Origin of the sequence: Pseudomonas sp. ANT_H4 (assembly GCF_008369295.1) — a bacterium.
GTDB lineage: Bacteria > Pseudomonadota > Gammaproteobacteria > Pseudomonadales > Pseudomonadaceae > Aquipseudomonas.
In genome coordinates, this window is record NZ_VOBG01000007.1 from 249,552 (window position 1) to 265,447 (window position 15,896).

General features: G+C 58.7%; 16 protein-coding genes and 1 tRNA gene. 5 read left to right on the top strand and 12 right to left on the bottom strand.

Features of this window, described 5'->3' with window-relative positions:
• The first annotated feature begins 2 nt into the window (after positions 1-2).
• From sctC to FQ182_RS12000, 3 genes are read left to right on the top strand one after another with little or no spacing between them, the layout of a single operon-like run.
• A complete protein-coding gene (gene sctC / locus FQ182_RS11990; RefSeq protein ID WP_149411762.1) occupies positions 3-2,150 on the top strand; it encodes a type III secretion system outer membrane ring subunit SctC in 2,148 nt (715 codons plus the stop codon).
• A 38-nt stretch (positions 2,151-2,188) separates the two neighbouring features.
• Positions 2,189-2,350 (top strand): HrpT family type III secretion system protein, encoded by a 162-nt coding sequence (gene hrpT / locus FQ182_RS30200; protein WP_371923876.1) that lies wholly within the window; start codon positions 2,189-2,191, stop codon positions 2,348-2,350.
• Positions 2,347-2,727, top strand: coding sequence for a transcriptional regulator (locus FQ182_RS12000; RefSeq protein WP_149411764.1), 381 nt, complete (start codon positions 2,347-2,349; stop codon positions 2,725-2,727). Before hrpT ends, FQ182_RS12000 begins: the two co-directional genes overlap by 4 nt.
• 33 nt (positions 2,728-2,760) lie before the next feature.
• Here FQ182_RS12000 and sctU read toward each other — a convergent pair whose 3' ends face one another.
• From sctU to FQ182_RS12055, 11 genes are read right to left on the bottom strand one after another with little or no spacing between them, the layout of a single operon-like run.
• Entirely contained in the window at positions 2,761-3,858 is a 1,098-nt protein-coding gene (sctU, locus tag FQ182_RS12005) for a type III secretion system export apparatus subunit SctU (protein WP_149411765.1), read from the bottom strand.
• On the bottom strand, positions 3,855-4,643 hold the full coding sequence (gene sctT, locus FQ182_RS12010; protein ID WP_149411801.1) for a type III secretion system export apparatus subunit SctT: 789 nt from the start codon (positions 4,641-4,643) through the stop codon (positions 3,855-3,857). The genes sctU and sctT overlap by 4 nt, the downstream gene beginning before the upstream one ends.
• 15 nt (positions 4,644-4,658) lie before the next feature.
• Entirely contained in the window at positions 4,659-4,919 is a 261-nt protein-coding gene (sctS, locus tag FQ182_RS12015) for a type III secretion system export apparatus subunit SctS (RefSeq protein ID WP_133101935.1), read from the bottom strand.
• A gap of 7 nt (positions 4,920-4,926) precedes the next feature.
• Positions 4,927-5,580 carry a type III secretion system export apparatus subunit SctR gene (gene sctR, locus FQ182_RS12020; protein ID WP_149411766.1) on the bottom strand — a complete coding sequence of 218 codons (654 nt, stop codon included), beginning with the start codon at positions 5,578-5,580 and terminating at the stop codon, positions 4,927-4,929.
• The gene (locus tag FQ182_RS12025) at positions 5,577-6,611 is read right to left on the bottom strand and encodes a FliM/FliN family flagellar motor switch protein (RefSeq protein ID WP_149411767.1); all 1,035 of its coding nucleotides are present in this window, start codon (positions 6,609-6,611) and stop codon (positions 5,577-5,579) included. Before FQ182_RS12025 ends, sctR begins: the two co-directional genes overlap by 4 nt.
• A complete protein-coding gene (locus tag FQ182_RS12030) occupies positions 6,608-7,066 on the bottom strand; it encodes a type III secretion system HrpP C-terminal domain-containing protein (protein ID WP_149411768.1) in 459 nt (152 codons plus the stop codon). The genes FQ182_RS12025 and FQ182_RS12030 overlap by 4 nt, the downstream gene beginning before the upstream one ends.
• Complete coding sequence (locus FQ182_RS12035) at positions 7,063-7,476, bottom strand: YscO family type III secretion system apparatus protein (RefSeq protein ID WP_149411769.1); 414 nt, start codon at positions 7,474-7,476, stop codon at positions 7,063-7,065. The genes FQ182_RS12030 and FQ182_RS12035 overlap by 4 nt, the downstream gene beginning before the upstream one ends.
• Positions 7,463-8,821 (bottom strand): FliI/YscN family ATPase, encoded by a 1,359-nt coding sequence (locus tag FQ182_RS12040; protein WP_149411770.1) that lies wholly within the window; start codon positions 8,819-8,821, stop codon positions 7,463-7,465. Before FQ182_RS12040 ends, FQ182_RS12035 begins: the two co-directional genes overlap by 14 nt.
• Positions 8,818-9,714 (bottom strand): FHA domain-containing protein, encoded by an 897-nt coding sequence (locus tag FQ182_RS12045; RefSeq protein ID WP_149411771.1) that lies wholly within the window; start codon positions 9,712-9,714, stop codon positions 8,818-8,820. The genes FQ182_RS12040 and FQ182_RS12045 overlap by 4 nt, the downstream gene beginning before the upstream one ends.
• Positions 9,715-9,737: 23 nt before the next feature.
• Positions 9,738-11,834, bottom strand: a complete 2,097-nt coding sequence (sctV, locus tag FQ182_RS12050; protein WP_149411772.1) for a type III secretion system export apparatus subunit SctV — start codon at positions 11,832-11,834, stop codon at positions 9,738-9,740.
• A complete protein-coding gene (locus FQ182_RS12055; RefSeq protein WP_149411773.1) occupies positions 11,831-12,937 on the bottom strand; it encodes a TyeA family type III secretion system gatekeeper subunit in 1,107 nt (368 codons plus the stop codon). The genes sctV and FQ182_RS12055 overlap by 4 nt, the downstream gene beginning before the upstream one ends.
• Before the next feature lie 262 nt (positions 12,938-13,199).
• Here FQ182_RS12055 and FQ182_RS12060 point away from each other — a divergent pair, with 262 nt between their 5' ends.
• Complete coding sequence (locus FQ182_RS12060; RefSeq protein WP_149411774.1) at positions 13,200-13,748, top strand: RNA polymerase sigma factor; 549 nt, start codon at positions 13,200-13,202, stop codon at positions 13,746-13,748.
• A gap of 52 nt (positions 13,749-13,800) precedes the next feature.
• Here FQ182_RS12060 and FQ182_RS12065 read toward each other — a convergent pair whose 3' ends face one another.
• Positions 13,801-15,018 (bottom strand): MFS transporter, encoded by a 1,218-nt coding sequence (locus tag FQ182_RS12065; protein ID WP_149411775.1) that lies wholly within the window; start codon positions 15,016-15,018, stop codon positions 13,801-13,803.
• Positions 15,019-15,395: 377 nt separating this feature from the next.
• Here FQ182_RS12065 and FQ182_RS12070 point away from each other — a divergent pair.
• A tRNA-Met gene (locus FQ182_RS12070) sits at positions 15,396-15,472 on the top strand.
• The last annotated feature ends 424 nt before the right edge of the window (positions 15,473-15,896 follow it).

Here is a 15,896-nt window from a genome sequence, read left to right on the forward strand (position 1 = left end):
CCATGCCTGACAAGACCTACAAGCAAACCTGCTTGCGCCTCACCTCGCCCATAGCAACAACGACGCAGCCCTCCCATTGGCGCTGGCTGGCCGTATTACCCTGGCTACTGATACCGCTGGAAAGCACACTGGCAGCCATACCCGCCGAATGGAAAACCACGGCTTACGCCTACGAGGCCGACAACAAGACCCTGCAGGAAGTACTCGAAGACTTCACGAAAACCTTCGGCACCCAACTGCAAATCGACGGTTTCCTGGAAGGCTACGTCAATGGCAAAATTCGCTCGAACACGCCCCAATCGCTGTTGGACCGGCTCGCCGTCGAGCACCGCTTCCAGTGGTTCATGTACAACAACACTCTGTACATCAGTACCCTGGACCAGCAAGAGTCAGCACGGCTTGAGGTTTCAGCCGAAACTGTTGCCGACCTGAAGCAGGCCTTGACCGACATCGGCCTGCTGGACAGCCGTTTTGGCTGGGGTGAGCTACCGGATGACGGCGTTGTATTGGTCTCTGGCCCCAAGCGCTATATAGAACAGATCAAACAATTCAGCAGCAAGCGCAAGACGCCTGATGAAAAACAGAGTGTGCTGACGTTTACCCTGCAGTTCGCCAATGCGGCGGATCGCCAGATCGACTACCGCGGCGAAAAACTGCTTATCCCTGGCGTCGCCAGCATGTTGCGTGGTCTGCTGGAGCCGCGAACATCCTCCGTGCTCTCGAGTGCGGCTCAAAACCCCGCACCGTCGTCAGTACTATCCCCCATGGCCCAAGTCTTTCCACGGCTGAGCAATCCTCTGCTGGGGCAGATGCTCAGCCCACCGGCCGCCCTCGGCCAGCCGGATGCCAACTACGCCATGACACCCCGAGCGCCGACACCCACAAGCAAAATCCGCGTCGAAGCCGATGTGCGCAACAACGCCGTGCTGATCTACGACCTCCCGGAACGCCAGGCCATGTACCGCGAACTGATCGCCAAGCTCGACGTGGCGCGCAAGCTGGTGGAGATTGACGCGATCATCCTAGACATCGATCGCACTCAGCTCAGGGAGTTCGGAGTGAACTGGGGCTTTCAAAACAGTCGCTTCAGGGCTGGGGTCAATAACATTGCGCCGGGGACGGCATCGCAAGTGTCTATCGGTAACCGTGACCGCTTTGAAGCAGACCTGCGGGCACTGGAAGCCCGTGGCCTGGCGACCGTCGTGTCCAATCCCTCGATCCTGACCCTGGAAAACCAGCCGGCGGTGATCGACTTCAACCGCACGCAGTACATTACCGCAGGCACCGAAAACGCAACCATTCTGCCAGTCACAGTGGGCACCAGTTTCCAGGTTGTCCCACGGGTCATTACGTCAAAGGGCGCGCACCAGATCCACTTGGTAGTGGACATCGAAGACGGCAGTTTCGATGAAACCAACCCCGATCGAATCGGCCCGGATGTGCGTAAGGGTAAGGTCAGCACCCAAGCGGTGATGGCGGAAAAGCGCTCGCTGGTAGTGGGAGGGTTCCACGTCACAGAGAACGCCGACAGGCTGAACAAGTTGCCATTACTGGGGGATATCCCGCTGCTGGGCAAGGCGCTGTTTTCCTCTACCGAACGCAAGAGCAACCGGCGAGAGCGCCTGTTTATCCTGACGCCCCGAGTCATCGGTGATCAGGCCGACCCCTCGCGTTATTTGCCAAAATCTGATCAGGTGGAATTGGAAGACGCCCTCAAACCGCTGGCGCGTCGCTACGCCGAACACCAGCCGGCGATCAAGCGCAGCGATGTCACCTCTACCCTGGCCCATCTGGTCACCGGGCAGGTACCCAAGGACTTCAAGGCCGCGCCCATGCCACTGGGGCTCGATACTCTGTGCCGAACCCGCGACCTCCTGGCGCTCAACACCGCCAGCAGTCAGTGGTATGCCGGCCCGCAGTACAACGTGGCCGTCATCGTTCTGCGTAACCAGTTCAACCGCAATGTGCGCATCGACGAGAGGGAATGCAGCAACTCGCAAACCCTGGCCGTCACTGTCTGGCCGCACGCCTGGCTCAAGCCGGGTGAGGAAGCGGAAGTGTTTATCGCCATGCGCCCTGTTGTGAAGGACGAGCACATTGGTGTGCCTCGCCCTTCCCTGCTCACTCCGACCCGGAAGACTGATCAATGAAAAAGATACTCTCGCCCCTTGCACTCCTTGCCCTGGCCATGGTCATGTCGGGTTGCACGCCCACCTGTAAGGGTGATTCCTGCTCACGGCCGCAATCAAACGCCCAGCAAATGGTGATTTGGTGGCCTGAACAGATGCGGGTGGAGCCCGGCCCGTCCGGCGAACGATCGGACTATCAGACGGTCTCTCTGGAGCGATGAAGAACGCAGGAATTTCTGCCGACGAGCAACGTCGGCAGGCCTTCCTAGACGCCCTCATGGCTGGCAATGACGCTGAGTGGTCGTTGTGCGACGGCATCATATTCTGTCGGTTGAGGGTGGGGACCAAGGTGGGACTGGCCTTGCGAATACCGCCTCACGCCATCAAGGCGGGTCAGCTGCAGCGCGTACTTGAACGACGCTTTGAGCAGGCACTGGCATTCGATGGGCTGTTTGCCTATCTCGACGATGAACGAGCGCTGGTGATCTGGCAGGCGCTGCCTGAACGCCGCGAGAGGGCATTGCTTGACGGCATGCTGAGTCGAAGTCTGTCACTGGCGGAACTTGAACGACTGGACGCGTACGGCACGCGCTATTAAACCCCTTGGTACACGCAGCAGTTTATATGCCAATCAAAGATCATCAAGCTCCGGCAGCTCAAGCGTCTCGCGCTTGGCCTCATCATCCAACTCTTGCAAGGTGCGATAGATAAGGGCCACAGCCTTCAGCGTTTCACGGGTGATATGACTGCCCAGTTCTCCCTTGTAAAGGGTGCGCGCCAGCCACACACACTGGATAACCGGTATGTCTGCCGCCTTGGCCCGATCAATCAACTTGCGTGCCTCGGCATCCGTGCCTTTTTCCACCATCATCGGCAGAGGCGTTTCCCCGGGGCGGTAGTACAGGGCCACGGCAAAGTGCGTCGGGTTGACCACCAGCATGTCGGACTCTTCAAGCTTGGGCAGCTTGACCTTCGGCTCTTCGTTGGCCAATTCATAGGCCAATGAGCGGCGCTGGTTCTTGACGTGCGGGTCGCCCTCCATGTCCTTGTACTCCTTGATGACCTCCACCTGGGTCATGCGCATGCGCTTGGCGAAGAAGTACTTTTGCAACGCCAGGTCAATGAGCGCCAGGACCAGCAACAAGCCCAGACAGGTGTTGAGCAGATGGCGAAACAGCACGATCAGGGCCGAGATGTAGCCTGGCAGATCACCACTGGTCAAACCGATCAAGGGACCTAATGCCGGGCCAACCACCACATACAGGATCAGCGTAATAAACAGCGCCTTGGCCACACCCATGAACAGGTTCATCAACGATTGGCCGGAGAACATCTGCTTGGCCTGGTTGAGCGGGTTGAGGCGGTTGAAATCCGGCTTCAAGGTTTCAGGGGCAAACAGAAAACCGAACTGCATCCAACTGCTGATCAGTTTTGTCGCGATAGCGACAGCGGCCATCAACAAGGCAAAACTGAAAAACACCACCGCACCCGCCACCACAACCTCTTCCAGCGTGCGCACAAAGGGTTGCCCGATGCGCGACACTGGCAACATCAACAACTGCTGAAATCGTTGCATGCTGGTTTCAGCGGTGAACAAGGCGATCTGGCTCAGCACAGTCAACGCCAGTAGTTTGCCAATATCCTGGCTCTGGGAGACCTGACCCTTCTTGCGTTGGTCACGCAGTTTCTTGGCCGTCGCCGGGTGTTTTTTCTCCCCCGAATCACTCATGTTGCCGCCACCCGAAACAACAGGCCCAGCGAGTGCTTGAGCTCGCTCAGTAAGCTCATGCGGCCCACGATCAAATTTTGCAGCACGGGCAGATAGAGCAGCAGAAATGCCAACCCTGCCAGGCTCTTGGCTGGCATCGACAGGACCATCACCTGCAACTGCGGGCTGTAGAGACTGAGCAAGGCAATAGCGAATTCGATCAGCAGCAACAGGGCGATAAAGGGCGCTGCATAGAGGGTCATATGGGTGAAGGTATCGGCGAGCAGTTGGAGAAACGTGCTGAAGCCATTGACGGCCGGAACGGGCAACCAGACGGTCGGTGGCCAGATCAGATAGCTGTCCCAAATCACCTGGGTCATCGCGCCAAGGCCCAGGGTGACGATCAACAGAAAGATGCTCAATTGCTTGAACATATGCCCGATGGGCGTGGCGTCCGGCCCGAGAGAGGGGTTGAGTTGCCCGCCGATCAGGGCACCACGCTGGTTATCCAGCAATGCCCCCACACCTTCGAACAGCCAGAACGGCATCGCCAGCAATATGCCCAGCAACAAGCCCAGTGCGACCTCCTTGAACACCAGTGCGCTGATCAGCAGCAAGGTAAATTCCTGGTCCACCAACACCGCGTGAATACCGGGTGTCGGCAGCAACGCCATAACCAGGACAATGACATGGCGCGGCATCCCGCGCACATGCTGAAAGCAAAACGCCGGCACCAGGAAGGCACAGGGGTAAATGCGAGCCATGGCAATCGCCAGGCTGGGCAAGTATTCAAGATACGGGATCACCACGGGGCCAATTCCTCAGAGCGCTGAACGCGCAACCATGTCGAAGGTGAGATTGATCAGCTTGATCAACTCCACACCGATCCAGCGTCCCGTCACGGCCAGAGTAATACCCACGGCCACCAGCTTGATCCCGAACGGCAGCGTCTGGTCCTGCACCTGCATCAGGGCCTGGACCAGGGACGTCAGCACCCCGACAATCACCGCCACAATCAGTGGTGGAGCCGACAGTACCACCACCAGCAACATGCCCTGTTTGAACAGCTGAATAGGGTCCATGTTTCACTCACAGGAAGGAAAGAAAGAGGCTGTCGAGCAGCCGCGACCACCCCGATACAAGAACGAACAGCAGCAGCTTGAGGGGCAGTGAGATGGTCATGGGCGAGACCATCTGCATGCCGAGTGCCAGCAGCAGGTTGGAGACAATCAGGTCGATGACGATGAACGGAATGTAGATCAGGAAGCCGACTTCAAACCCTGCCTGCACTTGTGACAGAACAAACGCCGGCATCAGCAGGATCAAGTCATCGCGCTCGGTGCTCTGCGCCATCTCGGGCGGCCACAGGCGCGCGGTATTTTCATGAAGGTGGGTCAGCAGGTCCGGATCGGTGTTGCGAAACATGAAGGCCCGCAGTGGTTTTATCGCAACCAGCCCGGTTTCCTGAAACGCCTGCACACTGGTGGTGTCCAGCGGCGACACCTTGACGATCTGCCCGATTTCATAGCCCACGGGGGCCATGATAAAGAGAGTCGCTGCCAGCGCGATCCCGTTCAAGGCCATGCTCGGTGGAACCTGCTGCACGCCGATGGCGTTGCGGGTAATCATCAGCACGATAACGATTTTCAAAAATGCCGTGCAGATGATCAACAGCATCGGCATCAGCGTCAACGAACCGAGGAACAGCGCCAGCAGAAGGGGATCAAGTCCTTGAATACTCATCGGGAAAAGATCACCCGTGACAGCTGCAACCCCAGGCGCCCATCCACCTCCACCAACTGCCCATGACCAATGGGACGGTCTGCGTAATAAAGCCCGGCCATCCCCGGCCCATAACCTGAAATACCCAACACTGCGCCCGGCGCCAACTGCCGCAGTTCCCCCAGGGTCAGCTGCAGGGTGCCGCAGCGCACGGTCAGGGCCATCGACAACTCATCGAACGGCTCATGCCCAAAGACATCAACCAGCGGCTCGTCGCGTGCCTGATCACCGGGTTCGTCCCATCCCTGTCCCTGGGAACTGTCCCCATAATCTTCGCCCACAGTCGCTTCCTCGATAGAAAATAGGGTCAGGCGCAGAGCGCCTGTTTCATCGTCAATGCGCCCTTGCAGGCGGTGGTGCCCCAGGCGCAATTGACCATCACCCTGGGCATTGAAGAATGGGGATTCCAGCAGCAGCACATCTCCCGGGCGCACGGTGCCCAACTGTGTGATGGGCAGTTGCAGGCGTCCGAGAGTCACCGGTACGCAGAGGGGAAACGAGTCGGGCAATGGGCCGCTCATCGGCCGCCATAACGCGGCATCGCACAGCGCCAGCAGGCTGGCCGGCGCCAGTATCAGACGCGCAACCACCCTGGATGCGCCCAGCACCACGGTGAGTCGACAGCCAAAGGTCTTGCGCTGCAATTGCCCCAACGGTCGCAGATACCCGAACACGTCAAGCAACTGGGGGCTCAGGCTGTGCTGGAACAACGCCCAGAACCAGGAGTCCGGATCGTTGCCGGCCTCGGCCAGCACCACCGGGCACTCACCAAACAGACTCAGCACCGCGCTTGGCTCACTGAACGTCAGCACCCCACGAGCGGTCTCGAATGAAAGCAGCCCCCGGCCAGCCGGTGCGGGCCCAGGCTCCAGCAGCAGCTCACCGCACTGGTCGGCCACCTGAAACGGCAGGCGTAGCCCGCGCCCCAGACGACGCCGCGCCGCGACCTTGGCCCCATCGACAGCTGGCAATTTCAAGGCAGGCAACATCATGCTGGGTTCACTTGTGCCACCTGTAAACTGACGGGATGCCCAAGGCCTTTGGACAGTCTGTCCTGACAGGCCTGCCGGGAGCCGGTGAGCCAGATCGAGGTCCGTTCTTCTTCCGCCTCCAGGTCAATCTCCCAGGACTGGTTCTCATGTTTGGCGCTGACATTGATCCGCCCAAGGCGCGGCAGGTAGATGGCGGCGTGCAGAGGCCACTGGGATACGCCGCTCAGGCGAAGTTCCAACTGCTCGGACAAGGTATCAATCGTTGCAATATCGGCCTGCCCTGCCTGAGAAGGTCGTTGGCTGGTGTAACCGCCTTCCCCGCCATCGTCGGCAAAATACTGAGCAAACAATAAACTCGATTCCATGGACACAACGAGGCCCTGTCCTGGCACGATCTCGTTCTGAGACTCGCGCACGCGTGCACGCTCCTGCTTGCTGACAAACAGTTGTGTCATGGCGTTTCCTCGGCCAGTAGCACGGCCAACTCCTGAAGTTTTTCAACTTCGCGCAGGCACTGGGTGACCTGCTTCTGTGCAGTATTGATATGCGCCACTTGCCTCTCCTGTTGCTGGTACAAGGCCTGCAGTTGCCCCTCATCACGGGCCGTGCCAGCCGATAATTTGCGCTCCTGGGCACCCCAGGCCTTCAGGTCTTGCAGCGAAACCACCTGCCCTTGACGCTGATTCGCCAGTTCTGCGGTTTGCCGGGTTTCCTCCAGGCGGGTTTGCTCAAGCGCCTCTTGCGCCTGCTCGACCTTGGCCAGGAGGGCTTTGTGGGCTCCTTTCGCCTCACGCAAGGCCCGCTCGGCGCGGTCGGCCCGGTGCCTGCGCAAACGCCGCAAGGTGTCTATCTCAAAAGGGAACATAAGCTGTCAGCTCACTCAGTTGATCCAGGGTCGACTCCATCGGTGAAGGCAGCCTCAAGTCCTGCCGCAAAAAGGCATCGACCGCTTGCCGGCTCTCGACCGCCAGGTCAGTCAGGGCGTCAGCACCGGCCTGGTACTCACCCAGTTTGAGCATCAGTTCGATCTGCTGGTAAGCCGACAACAACCGCCGCAGTGCCGTGCTCGCTTGTATGTGCGCAGGCTCGGCCACGTTGCTGAGAGTCCGCGACAGGCTGGCCAACACGTCCACCGCCGGGTAATGGCCGCGTTCAGCCAGTTTGCGTGAAAGCACGATGTGGCCGTCCAGCAGGGAGCGGACCTCATCGGCGATGGGGTCGTTCATGGAGTCCTGCTCGATCAGCACGGTGTAGATGGCGGTGATGACACCCTGACGGGTCAGCCCCGCGCGCTCCACCAGGCGTGGCAACAGGCTATAGACCGAGGGCGGCAGGCCGCCGCGACCCAACGGCTCACCGGCAGCCAGGCCGATTTCGCGCTGGGCGCGGGCGAACCGAGTCAGGGAATCAATCAGCAGCAGGACCCGCTGCCCCTTGCGCCGAAAACCCTCCGCCAAGGCCGTGGCGGTAAAGGCCGCGCGGGCACGCTCCATGCTGGACCGGTCAGAGGTGGCACACACCAGCACTGCCTTGGCGCGTAATTGATCATCGAGTTCATGATCGAGAAATTCGCGCAGCTCCCGGCCACGCTCACCAATCAGGCCGAAGACGATCACATCGCAATCAACGTTACGGGCGATTTCCGCCAGCAAGGTGGTCTTGCCGCACCCCGCACCGGCGAACAAGCCAACCCGCTGGCCCTCACACAGGGTCAACAGGCCATCGATCGAACGCACGCCCGTGGGCAACGCCCGGCTGATTCGCGGACGCTCGGTGGGCAACGGCGCCTCGCACAACACCGCACTCGCCTCTTGTGTATCGGCGCCCGCAAACGCGCTGGGGCCGATGCCGGCAATGGGTCTACCGAACCCGTCGAGCACCTGCCCCAACAAGTCATCACCCACCCGTACCCGGTGGGGCATACCCAGGCGCTGCACGCTGGCGCCCACTCGTACACCCTCCAGGTTGCCCAGGGCACTGAGTACCGCGTCTTGATGATCGAAACCTATAATTTCCGCCAGCATGCTGTCTTCACCGACCTTCTCCACCAGGCACAAATCGCCGATGCACGACGCAGGCAAGCGGCATTGCAGCAACATGCCGTTGACCCGTTGTATGCGCCCACGCACCGTGACCGGCGCATAGCCTGCCAGCCTGGCAGACTGGCGCTGCTGCCAGGAGTCAAGCCGCTCTGTGAAGGAGTGGTTCACCAGCCGACCTCATAACGCTGCGGACCGTCAAACACCACCTTGTTGTTGTCGATGGAGGTCAATCGCAAACCGTCTATTTCATCCCCCAGAAACAACCGACGCCCTTCTGCCAGGACGACATGACCATTCTTGCCGCCGACAATTTGCACAATCCTGAACGGCAGATCGGTGTTGCGCTCACGCACCCGGCTGATAACGGGAACCGGTGTGTCGAACTGCTCCTGAAAACGGTTGAGCATCCGCGAAACCAGCGCCACCTCGTCCCTGGACGCTGTACCGTCGATCATCACCTGCCCATTGATGATTTCCAGGGCAAAACGATGACCCAGTTCACGCTCACTCAGCATCTTCAGCAGTTGCTGGCGCACCTCATAAGAGCTGGTCAGTTCGGGCTTTTGCCCAACAACCGGCATCAGCGACGCCTGTGGCTGACTCTCATCGGTGGAGGTCATCCCCAACGCCATGATGATCAGGGCCACAATCGCCAGAATCCCCATGACGCGTCTTTGTTGAAGAATCGACGGCACGGCCGCTTCGGGTTCCGGCTGTTCAGGCACCTCCACTCGGTGCACGTAAACGGGCTCCGGTTCCTCGGGCCAGGGTTGATCGGCAGAGGCCACATAGAGTCGAACACCCGCGATGGTAAAGGGCATATTGATCGCAATATCCGCGATTTGAGCCAAAACCTGACCGCCAGCATCCTGCAAAAGGCCTTCTTGCGCTTGCACCGTCCATTGATCGGCGACACACAGCAGATGCACATGACGGGGTGCAATTCCCGGATCGTAAAGAGCCAGGTCGGCGTCCACACTGGCGCCAATGCACCATTGCTCCCCAAACAGAGGTAATGCGGCGCCCTGGTGCAAACCATTGAGTACTCGCAACTCGAACATGATCAGGCCCTCTGTCGTTGGATTCACGCCACGGAGTCGTGCTGCAAGCCGTCCTGACCTAGGTCAAACCGACCGAGCACCTTGACCTTCGCGGCATTCGTCAGCTCGGCAAAGGACAGCACCGGCACATGGTTGAACTCCTCCAGCAACAAAGCACGCAAGGGACTGCGCAGATCCTGCGCGACCAACAGCACGCTCTTGGTCTTGGATCGCAAGACAAACGCCTCTTTCAACAGGCTGATCAGCAGCGCGCTGTGCTCATTGTCCAACGCAAAAAATACTCCGGTCTGGGTCTGGCGCAGCGCTTCACGGAAAACGTTTTCGGTGTATGGCGAAAACAGCCAGGCATGCAAACCGTCTTCTTCGCTGTACTGGTGGTAGATCTGTGATTTCAAGGCGATCCGGGCATAGTCAGCCAATGCTTCGGGCTCACGCTCATGTTGGCCGTACTCAATCAACGCCTCGACAATCAACCGCACCGCCCGTAGCGGTATGCCCTCACCGGCCAAGCGCTGCAATACCGCAGAAAAGCGCGACAGCGGCATGATCCGTTGCAGCTCCTGAACCAGCTCCGGCTGGTTGAACTCCAGCCAGCTAAGGATCGATTTGCTCTCCTGAATACCGAGAAACTGTGGCCCGCTGACCATCATCGCCCGCTGCATGCGCTCGATAATCAGATCCTGCGCGGTAATCCGTTCCAAATGCTCATCACCCAGCAGGGCATCATCGGGATGCAGCCACAGCCAATCTTGCTCATCTCGCTCTGCAAGGCCCCTGATGCCATCGATGAGTTCGTCGGCACACGCCTCGCGCTGCACGGCCAGTCGCTCGGTCAGCGTCGCCTTGAGCATTGGTACTTCATGCACGCAGAAGCGAAATTCATCGTCGGCCAGCGGCGGGCTGTATTCAATCTCAAAAGGCGGCAGCGTCAATCCGACGCTGGTAACGATGCCATTACGGGTTTGGCGAATCGCCTGAATAAGTGCTGTCACACTCGGATCTCCCAAGCGTGTAGAGGGGAACTGCAACAAGTACGGGCGGGAGGGATCAAAACCACGCAAATCTTCCTCGCCGTTTTTTTCCGGCGCCACGATCTGCGCCGTCGATGCCTCGAATTGGTCGTCCTGTGTTTTTTTGCGGGAAAGGTAATAGCCCAGGCCACCGGTCATCAACGAAATAACAATAAAGACCACTGTCGGCATCCCGGGAAGTGCGGCGAACGCCAACATGCCGACCGATGCGATCATCCAGCTCTTGGGTTCACTGGTCATCTGCCGGGCAATTTCAGCGCCTATGTGATTGGCGCCCTTGTTTGCGCCATCCGGCGCAACTCGGGTGATGATCATGCCGGCAGTCAGGGATATCAGCAGTGCCGGAATCTGTGCAATCAGCCCGTCGCCGATCGTCAGTACCGAATACAGCGCCATGGAATCCCCTGCGCTCATCCCGTGCTGGAACATGCCGGTGGAAAACCCACCCAACAAGTTGATCACCACGATCACCAGCCCGGCGATAGCATCACCCTTGACGAACTTCATAGCCCCGTCCATAGCCCCGAACAACTGGCTTTCCCGGGATAGTTGCTCGCGCTTGTTACGGGCCTGGTTGCCGTCGATCAAGCCGGCACGCAAGTCACTGTCGATGGACATTTGCTTGCCGGGCATCGCGTCGAGGCTGAAACGGGCCGCCACTTCAGCGACGCGTTCCGAACCCTTGGTGATCACCAGGAAGTTGACGATGGTCAGGATCATGAAAATCACCAACCCCACTGCCAGGTTGCCGCCCACCACAAAGTTGCCAAATGCCTCGACGATGTCACCGGCGTCCTGTTCCAGCAGGATCAGTCGGGTGGTGGCAATCGACAGCGCCAGCCGGAACATGGTGGTCAGCAGCAGGATCGAAGGAAAGGACGAAAAGGCCAGTGGCCCCGGCAGGTAAAGCGCCAACACGATCAACAGGCACGAGATACAGATATTGAGGGCAATGAGGATATCCACCAACCAGGTGGGCAACGGCACGATAAAGATGAAGACGATGGCCAGCACGACGACCGCCCCCAGCACGTCGGCTCGACGCGCAACGGTCAGCAGTACCGTGTTCAGCCATTGAAGTGTAGTCACTGCGCTGCTGCTACCAGGCGGGACGTGGCGCGCCCTTCGGCCGTCGTACGCTCATCCATCAGCATCAGAAAATTGTGCAGGGTTTCCTGGCGGCTTCGTTCGTCTCGCCACAGGGACAACGGCAGACGCTGAATCAACGGATAAAGGACGTTGAGCGAGACCAGTTGCGCGGACGGGCTCTCGCCCCCCAGTTCGCTGCCAAGACGTAACACTTCGTTGGGCGCGATGCCCGTACTGGCGTAGCCCAACAAGCGCTGCAACAGCGTAATGGCATCCTGTTCGCTGCGTGGATGCTCGGAAACCAATCGCCGGCACAACTCCCGACAACTGCACAACACCCCATTGAGCTGACCGCACGCCTGCAATCCCAACAACAATGTGCGCAGCTTGGCGATGGGCAATGAAGGGGTATGGGCGGCGACATCATCGGCGAGGGTCCGGCGCATCACTTGCAGCCCGGCATTGAACTGCTCGCCACCAAATAGCCCCAATAGCGCCTGCATCATGGTCGCCAGGGATTGGCGCACCACCACGCTTGCGTAGTACAACTGGCGAACGGCCTGGCGTAGAGCCGGATCATCGCTGGCCACCTGCAGCGACTGCGCAATATTGAGCCCCGCCTGAATCTGCGGAGCATAGAGCGTATGCATTTGCTGAAGAAAGTCGCGGGCCAGATCGGCCTCATGAGTGCGGCCTTCGGCCTGGGCCTGAGCACTGACCTGCTGCAACACCACATGGGTGCGAGCCGGATCATCCCCAGTCAGCCCCAGCAGGTTCTCGGCACTGGGCCGCTGCAGCAACTGAATCCGCGCCTGGCGCACCATATGCTCCAAGCTCGCTTGCCCAGGGTGCCCCAACTGCTCATACAGCTGTGCCAACTGCTCGACTTTTTGAACCCGGTTCTCCGTACGGGCAAGCCTCAACTGACGCTGATCCAGACCTTTGCTGCTGCGCTCCATCTGCTGACTGAACAGCATGCCGACTTCCTCGGCGGCATTGTGCTGTGCAACCTGCGCCGATTGCCCACGTGCCAAGGGGATTGCAACAGCAGGATTGAGCTGCTGAAGCTTTTGCGCATCGCTGTGGGATGTATCAACTTTCATAAAGGCGCCGGGAGTTAGATTTCGTGCTCCTGTGTGGTGAGCCACTCCTGAACAGTTCCAACCCCTGGCACATTTTCTTGCGCGTGTAATAACTGGCACGGTTTTAATCAGCCCTGTGCAAGTTTTTACATTTCACGCCTAAAAAACAAAAAAAATAACTATTAATATCAATACATTAAACAATTAATGCGATTGGCACAGCCGGTGCTTAGGGAGTCCCCATCGAAACCATTTCGATAGCGATTACCCTAAGGAAAAAATAATGGATAACTCTTCCGATGTAGAACCTACTTCTCCTGTCTCACCTCAAGCCATGCTCGACCTACCGGGCGAGCATCAGAAAAAGCTGCGCAGTTTTATCCACAAGCGCGTCCTGAACCCCGAAGATGCCGATGACATCTTGCAGTTGACCTACCTTGAAGCCTGGCGCAACAAAGAGCGTTTCGGCGGCCAGGCCGCCCTGAGCACCTGGATGTGTGGCATTGCACAAAACCTGATCCGCAACCACTTTCGCCGTCTGTACGCCAAGCCCGTGCATTGCGAATTTGATGAATCGCTCTGGCACGGCCAGGACGAAGGGCAGGATCTGGGGTGGCAATTCGAAATCAACCGCCGGCTGGAAAAGACCCTCAGCGCCATCAAAGGTCTGCCGGTAGAAATGCGCAACACTCTGTATGCCTCACTCGAAACCGACGGCAGCTACCAGGACACCGCCGATGTGCTGGCGATTCCAATCGGCACCGTACGCTCCCGGCTGTCCCGCGCGCGCGAACAGCTCAAACGGGTGACACAGTCCCACGCTTCCCGATAGGAGAGGTATGGCCCAGGGACGGAGCAATACCCCCTGGGTCAAGACTCAGGTATCACGCCTGTTTCGAACGCGGCAATAGAATCGCCAACACCCCCAACAATGGCAAGAACGAGCACAGCGTGTACACGTACTCAATGCCGTGAATGTCAGCCAGGTGCCCCAGCAGCGCCGCACCAATCCCGCCAAAACCGAACATCAAACCGAAGAACACTCCGGCGATCATCCCCACGTTCCCCGGCACCAACTCCTGTGCGTAAACCACAATCGCCGAAAACGCCGACGCCAGAATAAAGCCGATCACCACACTGAGCACGCTGGTCCAGAACAGATCGGCATGGGGCAATAGCAAGGTGAATGGCGCAACGCCCAGGATCGAGAACCAGATCACCGCCTTGCGGCCGATCTTGTCGCCAATCGGCCCGCCGAAAAACGTCCCCGCCGCCACCGCACCGAGAAACAGGAACAGGTGCAACTGGGAACTGGCCACCGACAGGTCGAACTTCTCGATCAGGTAGAAGGTGAAGTAGCTGGTGATACTGGACATGTAGAAGTACTTGGAAAACACCAGCAGCCCCAACACCACCAGTGCGCTCAGTACGCGCCCCCTGGACAGGCCGTGAGTCGCCGCCTGACCTTGCTTAAGCTTGAACAGGTTCAAATGGTTGCGGTACCAGCGACTGATGGCATACAGCACACCCAGCGCAAACACCGCGAACAAACCAAACCAGGCCACATTGCCCTGGCCGAACGGAATGATGATCGCCGCCGCCAGCAACGGGCCAAAGGCGGAACCGGCATTACCGCCGACCTGGAACGTCGACTGCGCCAGGCCATAGCGCCCGCCCGAAGCCAGGCGCGCCACACGGGAAGCTTCCGGGTGAAACGTCGAGGAGCCAACACCGATCATCGCCGCAGCAACGAGGATCATCGGGAAACTACCGACCTGGGACATCATCAGAATCCCGATTAAGGTGCACACCATTCCACATGGCAACAGGAACGGCTTGGGATGGCGATCGGTGTAATACCCCACCCACGGCTGCAACAGCGACGCGGTGAGCTGGAACGTCAGGGTAATCAGCCCGACCTGGGTGAACGTCAGGCCATAACTGGCCTTGAGCATTGGATAGATCGACGGCAACACCGCCTGGATCAAGTCATTGATCAAATGCGCCAGCGCCACCGCGCCAATGACACGCATGACCAATGGGCTGGATTGCCCGGCGGCAGGCGCCGTAGCCACTGTGGGCTGGGAATTGCTCAGAGCCATGAAGAAGGTTTCCGTACAGCAGATGGATGCACAGGCGCAGGTGCGACAATGTGCCACTTTTCGCTGCAGGATTGCCATCCCCTTAGGGTGCTAACGAGTTGATGAGTTAGTACTGCCGCCACGGCTTGTAAAAAGCCAGCAAGGAAAATCGCTATATTTTGCGGGACGTTTCCTAGAGAAACTTTCGGCCTTGTGCCGGGAGGGTTCGCTGGTTTGTCTTCGGATTGCCTGCCCTTGCGCGCTGGCACAGGAACGACCAAGGCCCCGCCACTCGTCACCTTACCCGGCGATTTTCGATAAACAGTTGATAGCGTAGATAAAATTTCAACAAAAAGGCTTGACGCATAATCGTTCTACGCGAATAATGCGCGCCACTTGGCTACATAGCTCAGTTGGTTAGAGCATAGCATTCATAATGCTGGGGTCCGGGGTTCAAGTCCCTGTGTAGCCACCAAGTACCGATCCATAGACGTCTACAGCAGTCTATGAATCACCTCAAGAAGCCCGCCTAGTGCGGGCTTTCTTGTTTCTGGCTATCTCTCCTTGTATCCCCCTGTGCATCCTCGATAAATAATTGAACCGAGGGGATACAAGCCCAAATGAAGCGATCCGAGATAAAACGCCGCCCCCTTTCCGATACCGCATGCAGGCCTGGAGCCTGATGCCAACGAGTATCGCGAGCTGGACGGAAGCGGAAAGGGATATCACCGGCGAGACATTCGAGCCACTGGCGCGAGAGTGGTAGACCTCACGTCTCACCAACTGGAATGCGGGCACCGCGAAGCGAATCATCGGCGCCCTGGAGCGTCACGTCTTCCAGGTGTTCGGCAAACGTCAGTCACCCACCCGTTATCAACAATTATGGGGTGCCGGGCATT